Raw genomic sequence first — 19,589 nt, 5'->3', positions numbered from 1 at the left:
GCAGACTGGACGGGTGACCCGCGCTGCCTTCGACCTCACCGCCATCGGCGGCGGTCTGTCTTTCGCGGGCGCCCTCGACGAGCTCTCCGCCGCCCTCGACACGAGCGGATCCGTGGTCGTGACCGCGCCGCCGGGCACGGGCAAGACCACCCTCGTCCCGCCGCTGCTCGCCTCACGCCGCACCGGCCGCGTGATCGTCACCCAACCCCGCCGGGTCGCCGCGCGTGCCGCCGCCCGCCGACTCGCACACCTCGATGGCTCCCCGCTCGGATCCCGGGTGGGCTTCACCGTCCGCGGCGAGCGCACTGTCGGGCCGGACACGAGGGTCGAGTTCGTCACCGCCGGCGTGCTCCTGCGACGGATGCTGGACGACCCCGGACTTGACGGCGTGAGCGCGGTCATCATCGACGAAGTGCACGAACGGGCCCTCGAGACCGATCTCCTCATCGGCCTGCTCTCCGAGGTTCGCGAGCTGCGAGATGACCTCGTCGTCATCGCCATGTCCGCCACCCTCGACGCCGACCGGATCGCTGCGGTCATCGGCACCGAGGAGGCTCCCGCGCCGATCATCGACCACGACGTCCCGGCCTTCCCCCTCACCGAGCGCTGGGCACCGAGTTCCGCGCCCCGCCTCGACGAACGCGGAGTCACCCGTGGCTTCCTCGACCACGTCGCGAGTGTCACCGCCACCGCCACCGCCGAGCTCGTCCGGGATGATCCCGAAGCGGATGTGCTCGTATTCGCCCCCGGCGCGCGCGAGGTGTCGGAGATCGCTCGACGCGTCCGGGACCGGAACAGCACCTTCGATGTGCGAGAGCTGCACGGCCGGATCCCGTCAGCGGAGCAGGACGCCGTGATCCGTGGTCGTGCGCCGGAGGCCCCGCCCCGCATCATCGTCGCCACCTCGCTCGCCGAGTCTTCTCTCACAGTGCCGGGTGTGCGGCTGGTCGTGGACAGCTGTCTGGCACGGCAGCCGCAGCGCGACGCCGCGCGCGGAATGACGGGCCTGGTCACCACCGCCGCCTCCCGTTCCTCCTGTGTGCAGCGTGCCGGACGCGCCACCCGGCAGGGCCCCGGCACCGTGATCCGCTGTGTGGACGAGCGCACCTATGCTGCCGCTCCCGCGCGGCCATCCCCGGAGATCGCCACGGCCGACCTCACCGACGCCGCCCTCCTGCTCGCCTGCTGGGGCGCCCCGGGCGGTGCCGACCTGCGCATGATCGAACCGCTGCGAGCCGACAGCCTGGCCGATGCTGTCACGGTGCTCCGCGGTGTCGGAGCGATCGACGACGACGGGCGCGCCACGGCAGAGGGCCGTGCCCTGGCACGAATCCCCACCGATCCGCGGTTGGCCAGAGCGCTGCGTGACGGCAGCCCCGCGGTGGGGAGCCGGCTCGCCGCCGAGGTCGTGGCGCTCCTGGGTGGCGATCAGCGCACCCCGGACGCCGACGTCGCCCGCGCTCTCGTCACGTTGCGCGGAGGGGGCACTGCCGAGGCCCGGCGCTGGCGAGAGGACGCGCGTCGTCTGGAACGCCTCGTCGACATGACGCCCGACACGCGCGCGGGTCTCGACGGCGTCGGGCTCGTGATCGCGCTGGCCTTCCCCGAGCGTGTCGCCCGCCGCGTCGAGCACTCGGGATCGGGAGCGACCTTCCTGCTGGCGTCCGGCAGCCGGGCCGGTGTCAGCGGCGCTCCGGCCGCGTCGGAATGGCTCGCCGTGGCCGACGTCGCCCGAACCTCGTCCCGGACGGCAGCCGGCTCCGGTGCGGTCATCCGCGCCGCAGCGGCCCTCACCGAGGAGCAGGTGGAGCGCGCGGCAGGCCCCCTGATGAGCGACCGCGTCGAGGCCGAGTACGTCGGAGGCCGTGTACAGGCCCGCCGCGAACGCCGGATCGGGGCGATCGTGCGCTCATCGGTGCCGGTGCGCCCGTCGGCCTCGGAAGGCCGGGATGCCGTGGGCCGAGCACTCCGACGCGATGGCCTCGGCATGTTCACGTGGTCCGACGGCGCGGAGGCCCTGCGGCGCCGACTCGCACTGCTGCGACGTGAACTCGGAGACCCCTGGCCCGATGTGTCGGACGCGGGTCTGCTCGAATCGCTCGATGTGTGGCTGGCACCGGAGCTCGACGCTCTCGCCTCCGGCACGCCCGCGAGTCGGCTGGATCTGTCATCGGCGCTGCGTCGTCTGCTGCCCTGGCCCGAGGCCGTGCACCTCGAGACGCTCGCCCCGGAGCGGCTCGACGTGCCCAGCGGCTCCCGGGTACGCATCACCTACCCGGAGCCCGACGGCGACGCGACCGCACGGCCCGTCGTGGCGGTGAAGCTGCAGGAGTGCTTCGGGTGGGCGGAGACTCCCCGACTGGTGGACGGCCGCGTCCCCGTCCTCTTCCATCTGCTGTCCCCGGCGGGGCGGCCGCTCGCGGTCACGGACGACCTCGCCTCGTTCTGGTCGGGCCCCTATGCGCAGGTGCGCGCCGAGATGCGCGGCCGCTACCCCCGGCACCCCTGGCCCGAGGACCCCTGGGCCGCCGTGCCGACGAAGCACACCAAGAACCGCGCCGCGCGCTGACCTGGGCCAGGACTCCGGCTCAGCGTGTACGCCGCCGCAGCGTGAGGGCGGCGAGCACCAGAGCGCCGACCGCGAAGGCCACGACGATGAGCAGCGGACCGAACACGTCCCACTCTTCGTCCCCCGCCGTGACGGCGTTGATCGTGTCGATCGCGTAGCTGAGCGGCAGCCAGTCGGAGATGGCGTACAGCACGTCGGGCATCTGGTCGCGCGGCATGAACAACCCGCCGAGGATGATCTGCGGGAACACCAGCAACGGCATGAACTGCACGGCCTGGAATTCGGTCTGGGCGAACGCGCTCGCCAGGAGGCCGAGGGCTGTGCCGAGCAGTGCGTCGACCACCGCGACGAGACCCAGCTGCCACAGCGGCCCGTCCACGTCGAGCCCGCACACCCCGACCGCGAACGACACCGTGATCACCGCCTGCAGCACGGCCATCAGCCCGAACGCGAGCGCATACCCGAGGATGAAGTCGGCCTTCTCGAGCGGCGTGGTCATCAGCCGTTCGAGCGTGCCGGAACGGCGTTCGCGCAAGGTGGTGATCGACGTGATGAGGAACATCACGATGAACGGGAACAGCGCCAGGATGGCACCTCCGAATTGATCGAACACACCGTCCTGCTCGCTGAACAGCCAGGCGAAGAGACCGACGAGCAGGCTCGGGGCGATGAGCATCAGGGCGATCGACCGCGGGTCGTGTCGGAGCTGCGTGAGCACACGGCCGGCGGTCGCGAACAGCCGTCGGCCGCTCATGTCCCGTCCTCCTCCTGGCGCTCGTGCGCTTCTCGGCGTGCGCGCCTGGTGGTCGCGGTGCCGGCGGCCCTGTCGCGTTCGATCAGCGCAAGGAACGCGGCCTCGGCGTCGGTCGTTCCGGTGTCGGCGAGCAGTACGGACGGCGTCGTGTCGGCGATGATCCTCCCCTCCCGCATCAGCAGCAGTCGGTCGCAGCGCACCGCCTCGTCCATCACGTGACTGGACACGATGAGCGTGACGCCCCGATCGGCCAGGCGGCGGAACAGGGTCCAGAGTTCCGCCCGCAACACGGGGTCGAGACCGACCGTCGGCTCGTCCAGCACGATCAGTTCCGGGGAGCCGATCAGTGCCACCGCGAGAGACACCCGCGTCGCCTGGCCGCCGCTCAGCGCATCGACGAGTTGCCCCGCCTGCGCGCCGAGGCCCACCTCCTGGATGACCCGGTCGACATCGCCCTTCGGCGCTTTCAGGAGTGACGCGAAGTAGGCGAGATTCTGCCGCACGCTGAGATCGCCGTAGACCGAGGCGCCCTGCGTGCCGTATGCGACGCGGTGCCGGAGCGGGCGGGACCCGCCCGGCTCGCCGAGGACAGTCACATCACCGGAGGCGATCCGCTGCACACCGACGATCGACCGCATGAGCGTGGTCTTGCCGCACCCCGAGGCGCCGAGGAGACCCGTGATCTGGCCACGCGGCACGGCGAGATCGATGCCGTCGAACACGGACACGGCCCCACGCCGCACGCGCAGCTGCGTGATCTCGACGGCCGCATTATTCATCATGCGATGAATTATGCGCCTCGCCTCGTCGGGCGTCAACGGCTCTCGGGTGGGCACAGCTCCGGAGCTCCGGATCGACACGCCGTCGCCGGCCCGCGCCGTCCGGCGCGGCGGCCGAGATCTCCGAATGTGTGCCCGCCGCGGTGAGGGTCAGTCGAAGAGGTAGCGCTGGACGGTGGGGCCGACGCGGCCCACGAGCTCGTCGACGGAGGCGCCGGCGAGCGCGGGGAGCTGCAGGACGTAGCGGCCGATGAGCATGCCGGCGATCTGCGACGCCACGAGGGCGGCGCGGAGGTCGGCATCGGGCACATCGAGGCGGCGCGCCACACGGGAGAGCAGTTCGCGGGAGAGGAAGCCGGCGAGCAGGGGCGTCGTCAGTCTGCTCCCGATCGCCGTCCGCAGGAGCAGCACACCGCGGCGGCGCACGTCGGGCTTCTCGAACGCGTCGAGCACATAGCGGACGAGCCGCGTCCCCGCTTCGTCCTTCGGCCCCGCAAGGATCTCGGGGACGTCGAGGTCGGGGCGCAGCGGTATTCCGGCGGCCTCGGCGAAGAGGTCGGCCTTGGTGCCGAAGTAGTGGTGGACGAGCGCGGAGTCGACCCCGGCGCGGGCGGCGATCGACCGCACCGTGGCGCCGTCGTACCCCTGCGCGCCGAACTCGTCGACGGCCGCGGACACGATGCGCTCGCGGGAGTCGGTGCCGCCACGCGGGCGCCCGCGTCGTCTCGGCGCCTTCTGCTCGGTCATGCCCGTCAGCCTACGGCTCCGCGGATCCTCACTCGCCGAGCAGATGCCGGAGATACCGCTGCGGCTGCCCGAGGAACGAGCGCCAGTGGTTCACGATCTCGAGGTCTCCCAGGCGGCCGGGCGGAGCCCCCACTCCCCGACCTCCCCTCCACCGTCGAGCCACCCCTCTGTGTGCCTGCCACCCCCCTCCGTGCGCACGCAACGGGCCGGGGCGCGCGAAAGGGGGTGGGTCGGCGAGGTCAGCACTCGATGACGTTCACCGCCAGACCGCCCTCGCTCGTCTCCTTGTACTTCGTCGACATGTCGAGGCCCGTCTGCCGCATCGTCTCGACGACGGCATCCAGCGAGACGTAGTGGCTCCCGTCACCGCGGAGCGCCAGGCGGGCGGCGGTGACGGCCGTCGAGGCGGCGATGGCGTTGCGCTCGATGCACGGGATCTGCACGAGCCCGCCGATCGGGTCGCACGTGAGGCCGAGGTGGTGCTCCATCGCGATCTCCGCGGCGTTCTCGATCTGCCGGTTCGTGCCGCCCATCACCGCGGTGAGCCCGCCTGCGGCCATCGCGCAGGCGGAACCGACCTCGGCCTGACACCCGCCTTCGGCGCCGGAGATCGAGGCGTTGGCCTTGAACAGCGACCCGAGGGCGGTAGCCGTCAGCAGGAACCTGCGTATTCCCCGGCGGCGGTTCGCCTCCGCGATCTCCTCATCCGCCCCGTCGAGCGCCGGAGGGGACGGCGGGGCGCCGTCGAACCCGAGCAGCGCACTGCCGACGAGCTCGCCGTACGGCGTCACCGCGTTCCCGGCACCGAGGCCCGAGTCCGCGAGGAAGCGCCACCAGTACATCGCCACCGCGGGGAGGATTCCGGCCGCGCCATTGGTGGGTGCCGTCACGACGCGGCCACCAGCCGCGTTCTCCTCGTTCACCGCGAGCGCGAAAGCCCCGAGCCACTCGCCGGGGAGCTCCCGGTGCCCGTCGGCTTCGACCGCCTCGAGCTGCGCGCGGATCGTGCCCGCACGGCGCTTCACCTGCAGCATGCCCGGAAGGACGCCCTCGGCGTGGAGTCCGGCGTCCACGCAGCCCGCCATCGCGTCCCAGATCGCATCGAGGCCGGCGGCGACCTCCTCCTCGCTCCGCAGCGCCGTCTCATTGCGGCGAGCGACCTCCGCGATGGACAGGCCGAGGTCATCGCACACCGCGAGCAGCGAGGCGGCATCGGTATAGGGATGCAGGAAGGCACCGGTCGAGAGGTGCGCCTCCTCCCCCTCGCGCCGGATAAAGCCTCCGCCGATCGAGTAGTACGTCTGCTCGAACAGTGTGGTCCCGTCGGTCTCACGGGCGATGAGCGTCATGGCGTTCGGATGCCCGGGGAGACGGGTCCGCGGCGCGAACACGATGTCGTCCTTCTGGAACGGCACCGCATGGGCGCCGTCGATCCGCAGCGGCTCCCCCTCCGGATACGCCGACCACGCCGCACGGACGGCCGCCGGATCGCACGTCTCGGGAGCGAGACCGCGGAGCCCCGCGACGACCGCATCCGGGGTGCCGTGGCCGATCCCGGTGGCGCCGAGCGAGCCGTACAGCGTGCACTCGACGCGACCGACACGGTCGAGCTCGCCGGAGGCGGAGAGCTGTCGCGCGAAGTCGAGCGCGGCGCGCATGGGTCCGACGGTGTGCGAGCTGGACGGGCCGACGCCGATGGAGAAGAGGTCGAAGGCCGAGACGTACGCAGTCACCCCTCCAGGCTACGCCGAGTTCGGGATTCCGGTTCACCGCGATTAACCGCGCGGCCGGCGGGTCCGCGTCAAGGCCCTTCATCTCCCGGAGAGGCGGAGGCAGGCTGAGAGCACGACATCGCAGAAAGGGACGATCATGACCGACAGCACTCCCGAACCGACCGCGAACGACGACCTCTCGCCCGAGGCGCAGACCCCGACCCCGACCCCGGCCTCCGACACCACGGAGGGTGAGGCGACGACGCCGGAGCAGGCGGACTCCCCCGAAGACGCGGACCCGGCCGAGGTCCCGAGCACCGAGGAGCTGGAGGAGCCCAGCACCGAGAAGGCCCCCGGCGAGGAGCCGAAGGCCCCGAAGCGCGACGACCCGGAGCCGGATCACGAGGCCGTCGGCCTCGGCGTCGACTGACCCCCTCCCCGAGACCCCGCACTACCGCCGAGACCCCGCCCTGCAGACATCTGCAGGGCGGGGTCTCGACGCGAAAGCGGGGTCTCGGGGATCTACTCGACGAGCTTGCCCGTCGTGTCGACGTCGCGCATGAGCTCGGCGATCTCGTCGGGGACGGCGGGGATCTCCTCGCGGGTCACGCCGGCGGTCGGCGACCACACGAGGTTCACCTGCAGCGTGGGATCGGTGTCCGGGAAGTCGCTGCGGTTGTGGCATCCCCGCGTCTCCCGACGCTCCCGCGCCGCCTCCAGCGTGGCCCGGGCGGCGAGCGCGGAGGCCTTGAGATCGAAGGCGTGCGCGAGGTCCTGGAATCCGGCGATGTCCGGGTGGATGCCGATGTCCTCCATCCGCCCCTCGATCATGTCGAGGTCGGCGAGGCCCGCCTTCAACCCTTCCTCCGACCGCACGACGCCCGCGTACTCCGTCATGAGGTTGCGGATGGCGCGCTGCAGCGCCCGCACGTTCTCGCGCCCCTCCGCGGCCAGGAGGTCGTCGATCTCGGCACGAGCGGCGGCGACCGCATCGGCCGACCGGCGCTGGGCGTCGAGCCCCGCGGCGTGGGCCATGGCGGCCTGACCGACGATCCGGCCGTAGACGAGCAGCTCGATGAGGGAGTTCCCGCCCAGACGGTTCGCGCCGTGGAGTCCGCTCGATGCCTCCCCGATCGCGTACAGCCCCTCGACGTCGGTCTGGTGGTCGTCCGGCCGCACCCACACGCCGCCCATCGAGTAGTGCGCGGTCGGCGCGATCTCGATCGGGTCCGCCGTGATGTCGAGCATCTGCAGCTCCATCATCGTCTGATAGACGCGCGGAAGCCGGGTCATGATGGTCTCGCGGGGCAGGTGCGACACGTCGAGCCAGACGCCGCCGTTCGCGGTGCCGCGTCCTTCCTGGATCTCGGTGTAGGCAGCGAGCGCGACCCGATCCCGCGTCGACAGCTCCATCCGCTCGGGGTCGTACTTCGCCATGAACCGCTCGCCGAGTGCGTTGCGGAGGATGCCGCCCTCCCCGCGCGCGGCCTCGGAGATGAGCGTGCCGGCGGCGTTCTCGGGCTCGATGATGCCGGACGGATGGAACTGCACCAGCTCGGGGTCGCGAAGTCGCGCCCCCGCCTCGACGGCGAGCCGGAAGGAGTCTCCGGTGTTCTCGTCGCGGCGCGACGACGTGCGGCGCCAGATGCGGTTGTGTCCGCCGGCGGCGAGGATCACGGCGTCCGCATGGATGAGGTAGCGCGTGCCGTCGGCCTGATCGAAGCCGTAGGCGCCGAAGACGACGTTGTCGCGCACGAGGAGGCGGGTGATGTAGACGTTGTCGAGGATGGGCACGTCGAGCTGCTCGGCGCGGGCGACCAGCGTCCGCTGGATCTCGAGGCCCGTGTAGTCGCCGGCGAAGGCGGTGCGGCGGTAGGTGTGCGCGCCGAAGAAGCGCTGCGAGATGCGGCCGTCGCCTTCACGGGCGAAGTCCATGCCCCAGCGCTCGAGGTCGCGGATACCGCGCTCGGCGCCCTGGGTGACGATCTGGACCGTGTGGGGGTTGGCGAGGAGGTAGCTCTCCTTGATCGTGTCCGCCGCGTGTTGCTGCCAGCTGTCCTCGGCGTCCATCGTGCCGAGCGCCGCGTTGATGCCACCGGCCGCGAGCGACGTGTGGGCGTCCTGCCGCGGGCGCTTGCCGACGGCGAGCACGTCGACGCCGTGCTCGGCGACCTCGATCGCGGCGCGGAGCCCGGAGCCTCCGGTGCCGATCACGAGGACCGTGGTGGAGATCTGTCGTTCGGGTGCATTCATGCTCTCGACGCTAGTTAGGCGATCCTAATAACTCCAATGCATAGTTCGTCTGGAAACCATGCGGGTACGCTATGGATATGAACCTCGAGCAGCTCCGCGGGTTCGTCGAAGTCGCCCGCCTCGGCCATTTCACCCGCGCGTCCGAGCACCTCCACCTCGCGCAGCCCTCGCTGAGCCGTCAGATCTCGACCCTCGAGCGGGAGCTGGGCGCCGAGCTGTTCCATCGCGCCCGCGGCCACATCGCCCTGACCGCCGCCGGTGAGACGGTCCTCCCCCGCGCGCAGCGCATGCTCGCCGAAGCCGACGCCATCCGCGACGAGGTGGCCGAGCTCGCCGGACTCCGTCGCGGCCGCGTGCGCCTCGGCGCCCCACCCACCCTCTGCATCAGCCTCGTCGCGGAAGCCCTCAGCTCGTTCCATGCCGCCCACCCCGGCATCGACCTGCACCTCACCGAAGGAGGCTCCCGGCTGCTCGTCGAGCAGCTCGCCGTCGGTGCCGTCGACATCGCCCTCGTCACCCAGTCCGAGGGGCCCGTGCCCGCAGGAGTCAGTCTCACGCACATCCCGCTGCTCGCGGAGGAGCTCGTGGTGATCTCGTCGGCGGCCGCACCTCCGGTCACCCACGGCCCATCCGTGAGCCTCGCGCACCTCGCGACCCTCCCGCTCATCCAGTTCGATGAGAGCTACGAGCTGCGCGCCGCGATGGACGCCGCCTTCCGCGCCGCCGACCTCACCCCGACCCTCGCGCTGGAGGGTGCGGAGATGGATGCGGTGCTCCGCTTCGTGGAACGAGGCGTCGGGGTCGCGGTGGTCCCGGCGATGGTGCTGTACGAACGCCCCGCCCTGCGGTCGGCGCGCCTCGCCCACCCGGCGATGTCCCGGACGATCAGCCTCGCCCACCGCTCCGACGTCACCCCCGCGGTCGCGGTGGCCGCGATGCGCACCGCCATCATGGCCACGGCGGCCGACCTCGCCGAGCGCGACCCGGCGATCACCAGCCTGCTCTGACCGGAGCACTCACCCCGGAACAGCGAAAACCCCCGCCGCTTCCGCGACGGGGGTTCCGTACTGTCTCAACACAGTGTGCGCCTCGAGGGACTCGAACCCCCAACCTTCTGATCCGTAGTCAGATGCTCTATCCATTGAGCTAGAGGCGCAGGACCCGCGGTGCTTTACCGCTCAGCGGGCCGACGACCAGCCTACAACAGACGAGACCGGAAAGCGAAACGAGGCCTCAGTCCGCCTTCGCGGCCGCCTTCTCCTGCTTCTTCCGCCGCTTCTCCTTGGCGCGCTGCTCCGAGGAGAGTGCCTGGAGATCGACCAGTCGCAGCGCCTGCATCCGCGCCTCGCGCATGCGCGCGTAGTCGGGATCCTGGTCCGGTCGCATGCCCTCGACGCGCAGCCGGCGGTCGAGGTTGTGCCGCACGTCGGCCCAGGCCGCCGCGCGCGCCTCCTCGACGATGCTCTCGAGTTGCGGCCGGTCGTCCATCATCTCGCGCAGACGCTGCGCGACGCCGAGCGACTGCTTCGCCCGCCGCCGGAGATTGCGCACATCGCGGTCGCGGTAGTCGTGCGTGCCGACCGGGTCGGAATGTCGACCGCGGGCGCGCTTGCGCAAGGCCGTGACCGTGGCGGCGGCCTCCTCCGACTCCTCGGCCATCGCCTCGAGAGCAGCCCTCGCATCCTCGACGTACTTGTCGAGGTCGAAGATGCCGTCCTCGGCGATGGTGCCGATGAGGATGTGATTCTTCACGGCGAGGCGCGCAGCGGCCGTCGCGATCGCGACGCCTTCGGCGATGGCATCCGCAGTCCGTCCCACCGGCACCTCCTTCTCTCGAGCGTACCGGTATGGATGCCGCGCAGTCTCGGCCGGAATCGCTCCGGATCAGCTTGCCGCAGACGTCCGACATCGGCAGGCGGCATCGGGCCGAGGCTCAGCCGACGACGCCGACCCAGATTCCGGAGGCCCAGGCCTGCTGCTCCCCGGAGCAACCCACCGCCCCGGGGAAGCCGCGGACGACAGCCATGCAGTTGGCGAGGAACTCCGGATCGCCGCCGAACATCGCCCCGTACGCGCCCGAGGAGGTGAGGGTGCCCCAGACCCGGAACTGGTAGATGTGAGCCAGCTCATGCGCCATCGCCCAGTTCAGGCGTCCGTCACTCCAGCCGGTGATGTCGGCGCGGTACTTGATGTACCCGTTGCTGTTGGCGCAGGCCGGGGCTGTGCCGCCCGCACAGGACGACGACTCGTACAAGCCGACGCCCCCGCCGCCGACCCTGTCGAGGGCGGCCCGCACCCGCGCGTAGCCGTCCGGCCCGCTCGACGTCCATGCGGGCCCGCCGGGACCGGCACTCTGCGACGCCTGCCACCCGGCGACCTCGGTGCCGACCTTCTGCGTGAGCGCCTCCACCGTCGCGGTCGCCGCGACCACGGTGTCCGGGTCATGGCGCTCGGCGCGCACGGTCTCCTGCGCGGACCGGGCGGACGCGAGATGCGCCGCCGTGTCGACCTTGCCGTCCGCGCCCTGGAGGACGGCGGCCAGCGTCGAGAGCTCCTCCAGGAATGCCGGCCGCACCGCCAGGACGGAGGCCCGATCCTCAGCGTCCTGCTCGGCCCGGGCCACGGCGCCGGACAGGTGGTCGGTGCGCTGTGCGGCGTCGTATGACCGGTCGGCCAGTACGGAGAGCTCGGCCACCGCCTCGGCGCGCTCCTGGTCCAGCGCGTCGGAGCGCGCGACGGCGGCCGCCGCGACGAGCACGGCCGCCGACACCGTCACCGCGAGCACCCGGCGCCTCACGGGAGGAAGCCCGTCGTGTCGTTCAGCTCGGCGTCCTGCTCCGCGATGCGCGACCTCAGGGCGGTGAGACGCTCCGCCAGTTCGAGGTTCTCGGCCTGCGACTCCGCGAGCACCTGCTCGATCCGCGCGATCTCCGCCTTCACGGCGGCGACACCGGCGGCGCGCTCCTGATCGGCCACCACCAGGAGTGCAGCACCTCCGAGCAGGAGGATCCCCCCGACGACGACAGCAAGACTTCGCATCTCGCTCCCCAGGACAGCGCGAACAGACCGGACCGACTCCGACCGGACAAGGATACAACCGCTCGCGGCGCGTCCGGGGGTCGTTCTCCCGACGGATGCCTCAGGTGGTCGCCGTCTGCGCCAGCCGCCGTTCGGCCGCGGAGTGCCCGCTCGCCAGGTGCGCGGGGACGATCCGCCGCAGCGCCTCGACATCGCGCGCACGGACGGCCTCGAGGATGACGCGGTGCTCCTCCGCCATCGCCTCCAGATCGTCGTGCTGTCCGAACAGCCAGCGCAAGCGCGTCAGGAACACGGCGATGAGCTCGCCGAGCATCTCGTTCCCCGCCAGGTCGACGGCGACCTCATGGAACGCCGCGGCCGCCGTCCGGGCGGTCTCCGCGTCGCCGGCCCGGGCCGCGGCGACTTCGCGCTCGTACACCTCGCTCAGCCGGGCGAGCCCTTGCGCATCGTGACGCTCGGCCGCGAACACGAAGATGAGGGTCTCGATCGCCTCGCGCACCTCCGCGAAGTTGCGGATGTCGTCATGGGTGAACTCCCGCACCACGGCCCACGTCCGGGGCCGTGCGACGACCACGCCCTCCGCGACCAGCGTGCGGATGGCTTCCCGCACCGGGAGTCGGGACACGTTCAGCTCGGCGGCGATATCCCGCTCCACCAGCCGGGAACCGGGCGCGCGCCGCCCCAGCACGATGTCGTCTCGGAGGATCCTCGTGACCCTGACCGACTCGAGTTCCCCGCCTACCCCCACAGCCCCCGCCATCCGGGCATTGTCGCACCCCGGCCCGGGATTGGCCAAGTTTGGTATCCCAGACCGGGGCGCGCGCCAGGGTCAGGGCAGACGGTTCGCCCGCGCGACGTTGGCCGTCAGCTCTTCCGCGTTCTGCCGGATGACGTATGCCGGGCGGTCGCGCTCGACCCGCCACGACTCGCTGAGCGGGCCGACGTTGACCGTGTCGAAACCGGCCTCGTCGTAGAAGCGGGTGACGAAGGCCACGGCCTCCGCGTCGTCCCCGGCCGTGGCCAGCGCGCGACGGTTCGGCGTACCGGCCGGGGTCCCGTCGGTGGTGATCTCCGCGGCGTAGATGTGGTTGAACGCCTTGGCGATCTTCGAGTCCGGGAGCTGCGCCTGCACGAGCTCGGACGTGGTGGTCTCGCCCTTGTCGAGGGCCTCGATGTGCCCGTCGCGCTCGAAGTAGTAGTTGTTCGTGTCGAGCACGATCTTCCCGGCGAGCTGCGCGGCGGGAAGCTGATCGATCGCGTGCAGCGGCACCGTCACCACGGCCACGTCCGCCGCGGCGGCCGCCTCCTCCGCCGTCGCCGCCTTCGCGCGCGGCCCGAGCTCTGCGACGAGATCGGCCAGGGTCTCCGGCCCTCTCGAGTTCGCGATCACGACGTCATAGCCGTTGGCCACCGCCACACGCGCGACCTGGCTGCCGATGTTGCCTGCTCCGATGATTCCGAGAGTTGTCATGCTCGGGCCAACGCCTGCCGCCGGATGCTATTCCCGGCGAGGAGGGAGGCGAACGCGGTCAGAGGCGCGTGAGCGCGTCCTCCGCCGCCACCCAGGCGAGCATGGCGCACTTCACGCGCGCCACGTACCGCGAGACTCCCCCGAGCGCCGCGGCATCGCCGAGCAGTTCCTCGTCCGGCTCGATCGTGCCGCGGGAGCGCATCGCCTCGCGGAAGGCAGCGATGCGCACCTCGAGCTCGTCCACGGTGAGGCCCTCGGCGAGCTCGGCGAGCAGGGACGCGGAGGCCTGGGAGATGGCGCACCCGTGTCCCTCCCACGCGATCGCCTCCACGCCGCCGTCGGCGCCTCGATGCACCTGCAGCGTGATCTCGTCGCCGCAGGTCGGGTTGAGCTGATGCGATTGCGCGGGGATCTCCTCGCGGAGGCCGAAGCCGTGCGGCGTGCGCGAGTGGTCGAGGATCAGCTCCTGGTACAGGCTCTGCAGGTCGCTCATGCGCCCCTCCCGAAGAACGCGATCGCCCCGGCGACCGCCTCGATGACAGCGTCCACCTCGGACGCGGTGGTGTACAGATAGGTGCTCGCCCTCGTCGATGAGGTCACGCCGAGCCGACGGTGCAACGGCTGGGCGCAGTGGTGACCGACGCGCACCGCGATGCCCTGGTCGTCGAGGAACTGCCCGACGTCGTGCGAGTGGATGCCGGCCACGTCGAAGCTCGCGAGACCGACCCGCGGCAACTCGATGCCCGCGCCCAGGACGCGCACGCCGTCGATCGCGCCGAGCCCTTCGACGAGACGCTGCCCGAACGCGGCCTCGTGCGCGGCGATGCGATCCATCCCGACCGCGGAGAGGTAGTCGACCGCGGCGGCGAGCGCGATCGCCTGGGACACCCGCTGCGTGCCCGCTTCGAAGCGCTGCGGCGGCGGCAGGTACTCGGCCGCGGTCGTGGTCACCGTCGTGATCATGGAGCCGCCCGTGAGGAACGGTGGCATCGCGGTGAGGACCTCGCGACGACCGTAGAGCGCGCCGATGCCGGTGGGGCCGAGCATCTTGTGGCCGGAGAGGACCGCGAAGTCGACGCCGAGCGCGTGCAGGTCCAGCGGGAGGTGCGGAGCCGACTGGCAGGCGTCGAGCAGGGTGAGGGCGCCGACCTCCCTGGCCAGCGCGACGAGGGTCTCGATCGGATTGATCACGCCCAGCACGTTCGACACGTGGGTGAAGGCCACGAGCTTCGTGCGCTCCGAGATGATCTCCGCGGCCGCATCCATACGGAGGGCCCCGTCGTCGTCGAGCGGGATGACCCGGAGCGTTGCCCCGGTGCGCGCGGCGAGCTCCTGCCAGGGGATGAGGTTGGCGTGGTGCTCCATCTCGGTAGTGACGATCTCGTCCCCTTCGCGGAGCCGGAGAGGCTCGGCCGCAGCACCACCCCGGCCGAGGGAGGCGTTGGAGAGCGAGTAGGCGACGAGGTTGACCGCTTCGGTGGCGTTCGAGGTCCAGACGATCTCGTCGTCATCGGCGCCCACGAACCGGGCGAGGGTGCTGCGGGCGTCTTCGAAGAGCTCGGTCGCCTCGGCGGCCAGCGTGTGGGCGCCGCGGTGGACGGCCGCGTTCATGGTGGTGGCGAAGCGGCGTTCGGCGTCGAGCACGGACTCCGGACGCTGCGACGTCGCCCCCGAGTCGAGGTACGCCAGCGGGTGGCCGTGGACGCGCGTGTGCAGGATCGGGAAGTCCTCGCGGATCCGCTCCACCTCGGTCTCGGTCAGCGGGGCGATCACGTCGACTCCGGGAGAAGCGCTCATCGTTCCAGTCTCCCATCTTCCGGCTGACCGGGGCCCGGCTCCGGACGGGCACAGCTTCGGAGACGGGGCGTGACACGCCGGGCTGCCCGACCATCGAGCGGCGTGTCGGCAACGATCTCCGACGTCGTGCCCGGCGGAAGCGCGGAAGGACTAGGACATGCGGGCGAGACGGGCACGGGCGATGCAGAAGGCCCCGTACAGGGCGAAGCCGACGCCGACGGCACCGAGGATGAGCCGCCCGAACGGCAGGCTGAGGAGGCTGTGCAGAGCGGCGTCCAGACCAGCGGCGCGTTCCGGGTCCTGCGTCACGGCGGCCACCACGAAAAGCACCCCGGTGACCCCCACCGCGATGCCCTTGCCGATGTAGCCCACGATGCCGAGGGCCATCACCCCGGCGCGGGCGGCTCCGGTCGGCACGTCGATGAGCTTGCGGAAGGAGCGCATGATCCCGCCGATGATGAAGCCGACGCCGACGCCGATGACGCTGAGACCGATCACCACGAGCAGCGCCACCCCGCCGGGCGCGGACAAGACCACCTGGCTCAGGGTCTTCGAGGCGTCGGAGGACTCCGCGCGCCCCCCCACGGCGTAGATGAGCGCGAGGCCGGCGATCACGAGGTACGTCCCGGAGATGCCGAAGAGCTTGAGGCGCTTGCCCCACTTCTTCGTCTCCGCGGGGTCGGCGGCGAGGAACCCGCTCGCCACCTGCCACACGGCGAGCGCGAGAAGGCCGACGGCGATCGCGAGGAGCAGCAGTCCGCCGATCGGGTTGTTGCGCACCTGCTCCATCGCGCCGTCCTGGTCGGCGTCCCCCGACCCGCCGGCCGCGATCGTGATGGCGATCGCGCCGATGATGATGTGGATGATGCCGAGGACCACGAATCCTGCGCGGGCGGTCCGCCGGAACGCGGTGGAGTCCTTCGCCACGCGTGCCGCATGCTTGACGGTGCTCATCCTCGAAGAGTATCCGCCGCGGACCGCCGGAATCAGGGGGTTGCTTTCCGGACGCCCGGTGCGAAAGCGCTCAGGTGATCCGCTCCACCGGCTGCCGCAGGATGGTGCGCAGCTTCTCCGGGGCTGCGCGACGACGGTCGCTGAGGTAGATCTCGTGGTGCCGCCCGCGCATCCGCAAACCGTTCTCCGGAACGAAGCGCTCGTGCAGCTCCTCGAGCACCGGGCCTTCATCGTCGAACGGCCCGATGTGCAACGTCTGCACGCAGAGGCCCTCGTCCAGCACCTCCCGCCGGACGGCAGCCAGTGCCGGGAGCTCTTCCCCCTTCTTCGCGCTCTTCGCCGCGACCGTCTCGACCGCGCGGTCGAACAGGGCAGGAGTGACGTGGTCGCCCACCATGATCATGAGCGTCCAGAGCCAGGTCGACTTGTCGCGCCGGGTGGTGAACGACGCCATGTCCGGCGCATGCCACAGGCCTTCCAGGGGCATCACGACCTGATCGATGCCGAGCTCGGCGCGACTGGCGAACTTGAGGGTGTACGCCAGCGGGTAGAGCGCCGCGACCGCGTCGAAGAAGGCCGGAGCGGTGTTCGGATCTCCGGCGCCGTCGACCATCAGATAGGTCAGCGGCGGCACCTCGAGGACACGGAAGGCGCCCCGCTTCGCCTGATACGCGTCGAGGGTCTTCTTGGGATCGATCGCCGCCATGGCCCGCCTCTCGGTACGTCGTGCGGTCAGTGTGCCACCGGGCACCGACATCGGGTCGAGCCGCTCGGGCCCGACCCGATGCACGGTCAGCTCTGCTCGACGGGGAGCCAGAGCTCGCAGGAGGCCGTGTCGCCGGTGAACTCGCGATAGCGGACGATCGAGGGCCCGGGTCGCAGCCGCCACGGGTTCGACGGGAACCACTCGGTCGCCGTCGCCGCCCACAGATTCTGCAGGGTCTCCGGGAACGGGCCGCTCGCGCCGAACACGGCCCAGGCACCCTCCGCCACGCGCAGAGCGTCGAGGTCGTCGGGGACTGCGGTGTCGTCGCGCACGGCCACCCCGTGCAGGTAGGTCAACGGCGTCCCCTCCGGGGCGTCCGGGTCGATGTCGGCGGTCACGGCGAGGATGCCCGCGGGCTCCTCGTTCCCGAGCGCCTTGAGGCGGGCGTGCTCCTCGGGCGGGATCGCGGCGATGTGCGCCTGGATGTGCGGATTGACGCCGACGTGGATCAGCGGGACCTCCGCGGCATGCCCGGCGAGGACGAATGCGGGACGGTGGGTGATGGTGACATCCATCGGGGTGCTCCCTTCGACGCTCAGGCGGAACCGGAGCGTGGGTTGTGTGCGGAGAGGACCCCCGTGCCGACGCGCGTCCGCCGGCCCGATGCCGTGCACGGCGCGGAACGCCCGGGCGAACGCCTCGGTCGAGCCGTAGCCGTGCCGAACGGCGACATCGAGCAGACTCGGCGCGCCGGCGGCGAGCTCCGCGCCGGCGAGCGTCATCCGACGACGCCGCACGTACTCGGTCAACGGCATCCCGGCGAGCGCCGAGAACATCCGGCGCAGGTGGTACTCGGTGGTGCCATGCGCACGGGCGAACGCAGCGACGTCGATCTCCTGGCCGTGGTCCGCCTCGACGAGGTCGACCAGGGCGTTGAGCGTGCCGATCACGGGGGCCCTCCTTTCCCCCTCATCGTCTGGCCGCTGTCCATCCGCGCACCCGACCGTTCCGACCCGATGCGATCGGGTCGGTGCTCAGAGCTCGGTCGGGACTGCGGGCTCCGTGTCCTCCACCTCGGGGTGACGGGCGAGGTTCACCACGGCGGCGATGAGACCGCCCCACACCGTGACCATGGCGATGATCATCATGACGATCGCGGTGGTGGTCATGCGCCCGCTCCCTTCGTCTGCGCCGCCGGGACGGCGATGCTCGTCGTCTCGGGGTCGGCGGCGTACTCCTCCTGGTCCAGGAAGTCGTCGTACCCGACGTCGTCCTTGGCACGGGAGCGCCTGCTCCACGGCACCAGCGACAGCAACACTCCCCCGATCACCAGCGCGATGACCATGCCCCAGCCGAACACGCCGAGGAACCAGCCGGGGTAGCCGCTGTACGGCTCGGCGATCTTCGTCAGGAGTTCCGTGATCAGCAGGTACCCGAGCACGAGCGGTGCGAGGACACCCACGAGCAGGCGCCAGAGCAGGCCGACGCGGAAGCTCGAACGGCGGTTCAGGTGGTCCTGCAGCTGCGGCAGCTTGTGCAGCACCCAGGCCACGACGATCACCGCGACGAGAGCGACCGCCATGATGCCGAAGGCGTTGACGAAGGCGTCGGTCGTGTCGAGGACCGACAGCGCGGTGGTGGTGGAGAACAGGGCGGCGGAGATGATGGCCAGCGGGATCGAGACGACGAGGGTGGTGCGCACCCGCGCCCAGCCGAGCTTGTCCTGCAGCGCCGCGACGATCACCTCCAAAATCGAGATCATCGAGGTGATCCCGGCGAAGACGAGGGCGCCGAAGAACAGCACGCCGATGATCGAGCCGCCGGTCGCCTGCGACACGATCGTGGGGAACGCGACGAACGCGAGACCGATACCCGAGGTGGCGACACCGGAGACATCCGTGCTCTGCGCCTGAGCCATGAACCCGAGGGCGGCGAACACGCCGATGCCGGCGAGGATCTCGAAGCCGGAGTTGGCGAACGCGACCACGAGACCGGACCCGGTGAGGTCGGTCTTGCGCTTGAGGTAGGACGCGTACGTCACCATGATCCCGAACGCGACGGACAGCGAGAAGAAGATGTGCCCGTAGGCGGAGGCCCACACGGCCGGGTCGGCGAGAGCTTCCCAGTTCGGCGTGAAGAACGCGTTGAGGCCGTCCAAGGCGCCAGGGAGGAAGAGGGCCTGCACGACGAGCACCGCGAACATGAGGGTGAGCAGCGGCATCAGGATCATGTTGGCGCGACCGATGCCGCGCTTGACGCCGAGCGCCATGATGATGATGACGATCAGCCACACCGCGATCAGCGGTAGGCCCACCTGCGGCACGAACTCGCCGGACAGGCCGACCTCCGCGACGTCGGCGGACTGCAGGAAGTCGACGAAGAAGAAGTCGTTCTCGTTGCCCGCGCCCCAGGTCAACTGCGCGGAGAACCACGTGTACATGCCCGCCCACGCGACGATCACCGCGTAGTACACCGCGATGACGACGCAGATCAGCACCTGCCACCAGCCGAGCGGTTCGGCGGCCCGGTGCAGACGCCGGAACGCGAGGGGCGCGGAGCCCCGGAACCGGTGGCCGATCGCGTAGTCGAGGAACAGCAGCGGGATACCGGCGGTCAGCAGCGCGCACAGGTACGGAATGAGGAACGCACCGCCGCCGCCCTCGTAGGCGACGTAGGGGAAGCGCCAGATGTTCCCGAGACCCACGGCCGAGCCGATCGCCGAGAGGATGAACACGTTCCGCGAGCCGAAGGCCTCGCGCTGCGGCGTCTGGGTGGGTCTAGGCATGCCCGCGAGCATACCGGAAGCCA

Annotated in this window: 20 protein-coding genes and 1 tRNA gene; 3 read left to right on the top strand and 18 right to left on the bottom strand. The window is 71.1% G+C overall.

What is annotated here, in order from left to right; translation table 11 throughout:
• Positions 1-13: 13 nt before the first annotated feature.
• A complete protein-coding gene (gene hrpB / locus C6C15_RS03375) occupies positions 14-2,569 on the top strand; it encodes an ATP-dependent helicase HrpB (RefSeq protein WP_105949267.1) in 2,556 nt (851 codons plus the stop codon).
• A 19-nt stretch (positions 2,570-2,588) separates the two neighbouring features.
• Here the strand turns inward: hrpB and C6C15_RS03370 are convergent, their stop codons facing one another.
• From C6C15_RS03370 to C6C15_RS03350, 4 genes are all read right to left on the bottom strand, one after another.
• Positions 2,589-3,323: an ABC transporter permease gene (locus tag C6C15_RS03370; RefSeq protein WP_105949266.1), complete on the bottom strand. Its 735-nt coding sequence runs from the start codon at positions 3,321-3,323 to the stop codon at positions 2,589-2,591.
• The gene (locus tag C6C15_RS03365; RefSeq protein ID WP_199787687.1) at positions 3,320-4,105 is read right to left on the bottom strand and encodes an ABC transporter ATP-binding protein; all 786 of its coding nucleotides are present in this window, start codon (positions 4,103-4,105) and stop codon (positions 3,320-3,322) included. The genes C6C15_RS03370 and C6C15_RS03365 overlap by 4 nt, the downstream gene beginning before the upstream one ends.
• A 147-nt stretch (positions 4,106-4,252) precedes the next feature.
• Positions 4,253-4,849 (bottom strand): TetR/AcrR family transcriptional regulator, encoded by a 597-nt coding sequence (locus C6C15_RS03360; RefSeq protein ID WP_060921444.1) that lies wholly within the window; start codon positions 4,847-4,849, stop codon positions 4,253-4,255.
• 239 nt (positions 4,850-5,088) lie between these two features.
• On the bottom strand, positions 5,089-6,582 hold the full coding sequence (locus tag C6C15_RS03350) for an L-serine ammonia-lyase, iron-sulfur-dependent, subunit alpha (protein ID WP_105949265.1): 1,494 nt from the start codon (positions 6,580-6,582) through the stop codon (positions 5,089-5,091).
• A 136-nt stretch (positions 6,583-6,718) separates the two neighbouring features.
• On the opposite strand from C6C15_RS03350, the gene C6C15_RS17030 reads away from it, so the two are divergent.
• On the top strand, positions 6,719-6,991 hold the full coding sequence (locus C6C15_RS17030) for a hypothetical protein (protein WP_062635578.1): 273 nt from the start codon (positions 6,719-6,721) through the stop codon (positions 6,989-6,991).
• A gap of 92 nt (positions 6,992-7,083) precedes the next feature.
• Here C6C15_RS17030 and C6C15_RS03340 read toward each other — a convergent pair whose 3' ends face one another.
• Entirely contained in the window at positions 7,084-8,814 is a 1,731-nt protein-coding gene (locus C6C15_RS03340; RefSeq protein ID WP_105949264.1) for an L-aspartate oxidase, read from the bottom strand.
• A 71-nt stretch (positions 8,815-8,885) separates the two neighbouring features.
• Between C6C15_RS03340 and C6C15_RS03335 the strand changes: the two genes are divergently transcribed.
• Positions 8,886-9,821, top strand: a complete 936-nt coding sequence (locus C6C15_RS03335) for a LysR family transcriptional regulator (RefSeq protein WP_186326287.1) — start codon at positions 8,886-8,888, stop codon at positions 9,819-9,821.
• Positions 9,822-9,897: 76 nt separating this feature from the next.
• Here C6C15_RS03335 and C6C15_RS03330 read toward each other — a convergent pair.
• From C6C15_RS03330 to C6C15_RS03270, 13 genes are all read right to left on the bottom strand, one after another.
• Positions 9,898-9,970 (bottom strand) — tRNA-Arg (locus C6C15_RS03330).
• 77 nt (positions 9,971-10,047) lie between these two features.
• Positions 10,048-10,632, bottom strand: coding sequence for an asparagine synthase (locus C6C15_RS03325; RefSeq protein ID WP_082749961.1), 585 nt, complete (start codon positions 10,630-10,632; stop codon positions 10,048-10,050).
• 115 nt (positions 10,633-10,747) lie between these two features.
• Positions 10,748-11,599, bottom strand: coding sequence for a hypothetical protein (locus tag C6C15_RS03320; RefSeq protein ID WP_231919575.1), 852 nt, complete (start codon positions 11,597-11,599; stop codon positions 10,748-10,750).
• Positions 11,600-11,607: 8 nt separating this feature from the next.
• Complete coding sequence (locus C6C15_RS03315; RefSeq protein WP_025104550.1) at positions 11,608-11,853, bottom strand: hypothetical protein; 246 nt, start codon at positions 11,851-11,853, stop codon at positions 11,608-11,610.
• Positions 11,854-11,953: 100 nt separating this feature from the next.
• Positions 11,954-12,613, bottom strand: a complete 660-nt coding sequence (locus C6C15_RS03310) for a GntR family transcriptional regulator (protein WP_060921434.1) — start codon at positions 12,611-12,613, stop codon at positions 11,954-11,956.
• A 69-nt stretch (positions 12,614-12,682) separates the two neighbouring features.
• Positions 12,683-13,324 (bottom strand): NADPH-dependent F420 reductase, encoded by a 642-nt coding sequence (locus tag C6C15_RS03305; protein ID WP_060921433.1) that lies wholly within the window; start codon positions 13,322-13,324, stop codon positions 12,683-12,685.
• A gap of 58 nt (positions 13,325-13,382) precedes the next feature.
• Positions 13,383-13,817 carry a Fe-S cluster assembly sulfur transfer protein SufU gene (sufU, locus tag C6C15_RS03300; protein ID WP_060921432.1) on the bottom strand — a complete coding sequence of 145 codons (435 nt, stop codon included), beginning with the start codon at positions 13,815-13,817 and terminating at the stop codon, positions 13,383-13,385.
• The gene (locus C6C15_RS03295; protein ID WP_105949262.1) at positions 13,814-15,121 is read right to left on the bottom strand and encodes a cysteine desulfurase; all 1,308 of its coding nucleotides are present in this window, start codon (positions 15,119-15,121) and stop codon (positions 13,814-13,816) included. The genes sufU and C6C15_RS03295 overlap by 4 nt, the downstream gene beginning before the upstream one ends.
• A 150-nt stretch (positions 15,122-15,271) precedes the next feature.
• The gene (locus C6C15_RS03290) at positions 15,272-16,075 is read right to left on the bottom strand and encodes a DUF1206 domain-containing protein (RefSeq protein ID WP_105949261.1); all 804 of its coding nucleotides are present in this window, start codon (positions 16,073-16,075) and stop codon (positions 15,272-15,274) included.
• A gap of 70 nt (positions 16,076-16,145) precedes the next feature.
• Complete coding sequence (locus tag C6C15_RS03285; protein ID WP_105949260.1) at positions 16,146-16,781, bottom strand: GyrI-like domain-containing protein; 636 nt, start codon at positions 16,779-16,781, stop codon at positions 16,146-16,148.
• 86 nt (positions 16,782-16,867) lie between these two features.
• Complete coding sequence (locus C6C15_RS03280) at positions 16,868-17,731, bottom strand: AraC family transcriptional regulator (RefSeq protein WP_105949259.1); 864 nt, start codon at positions 17,729-17,731, stop codon at positions 16,868-16,870.
• Positions 17,732-17,815: 84 nt separating this feature from the next.
• Positions 17,816-17,950, bottom strand: coding sequence for a methionine/alanine import family NSS transporter small subunit (locus tag C6C15_RS03275; RefSeq protein ID WP_075251602.1), 135 nt, complete (start codon positions 17,948-17,950; stop codon positions 17,816-17,818).
• Positions 17,947-19,566: a sodium-dependent transporter gene (locus C6C15_RS03270; RefSeq protein ID WP_234024213.1), complete on the bottom strand. Its 1,620-nt coding sequence runs from the start codon at positions 19,564-19,566 to the stop codon at positions 17,947-17,949. Before C6C15_RS03270 ends, C6C15_RS03275 begins: the two co-directional genes overlap by 4 nt.
• Positions 19,567-19,589 lie beyond the last annotated feature (23 nt).

The sequence above is a fragment of the Microbacterium sp. str. 'China' genome, from assembly GCF_002993305.1.
Taxonomy (GTDB): domain Bacteria; phylum Actinomycetota; class Actinomycetes; order Actinomycetales; family Microbacteriaceae; genus Microbacterium; species Microbacterium paraoxydans.
This window is presented reverse-complemented; position numbering and strand designations above follow the sequence as displayed.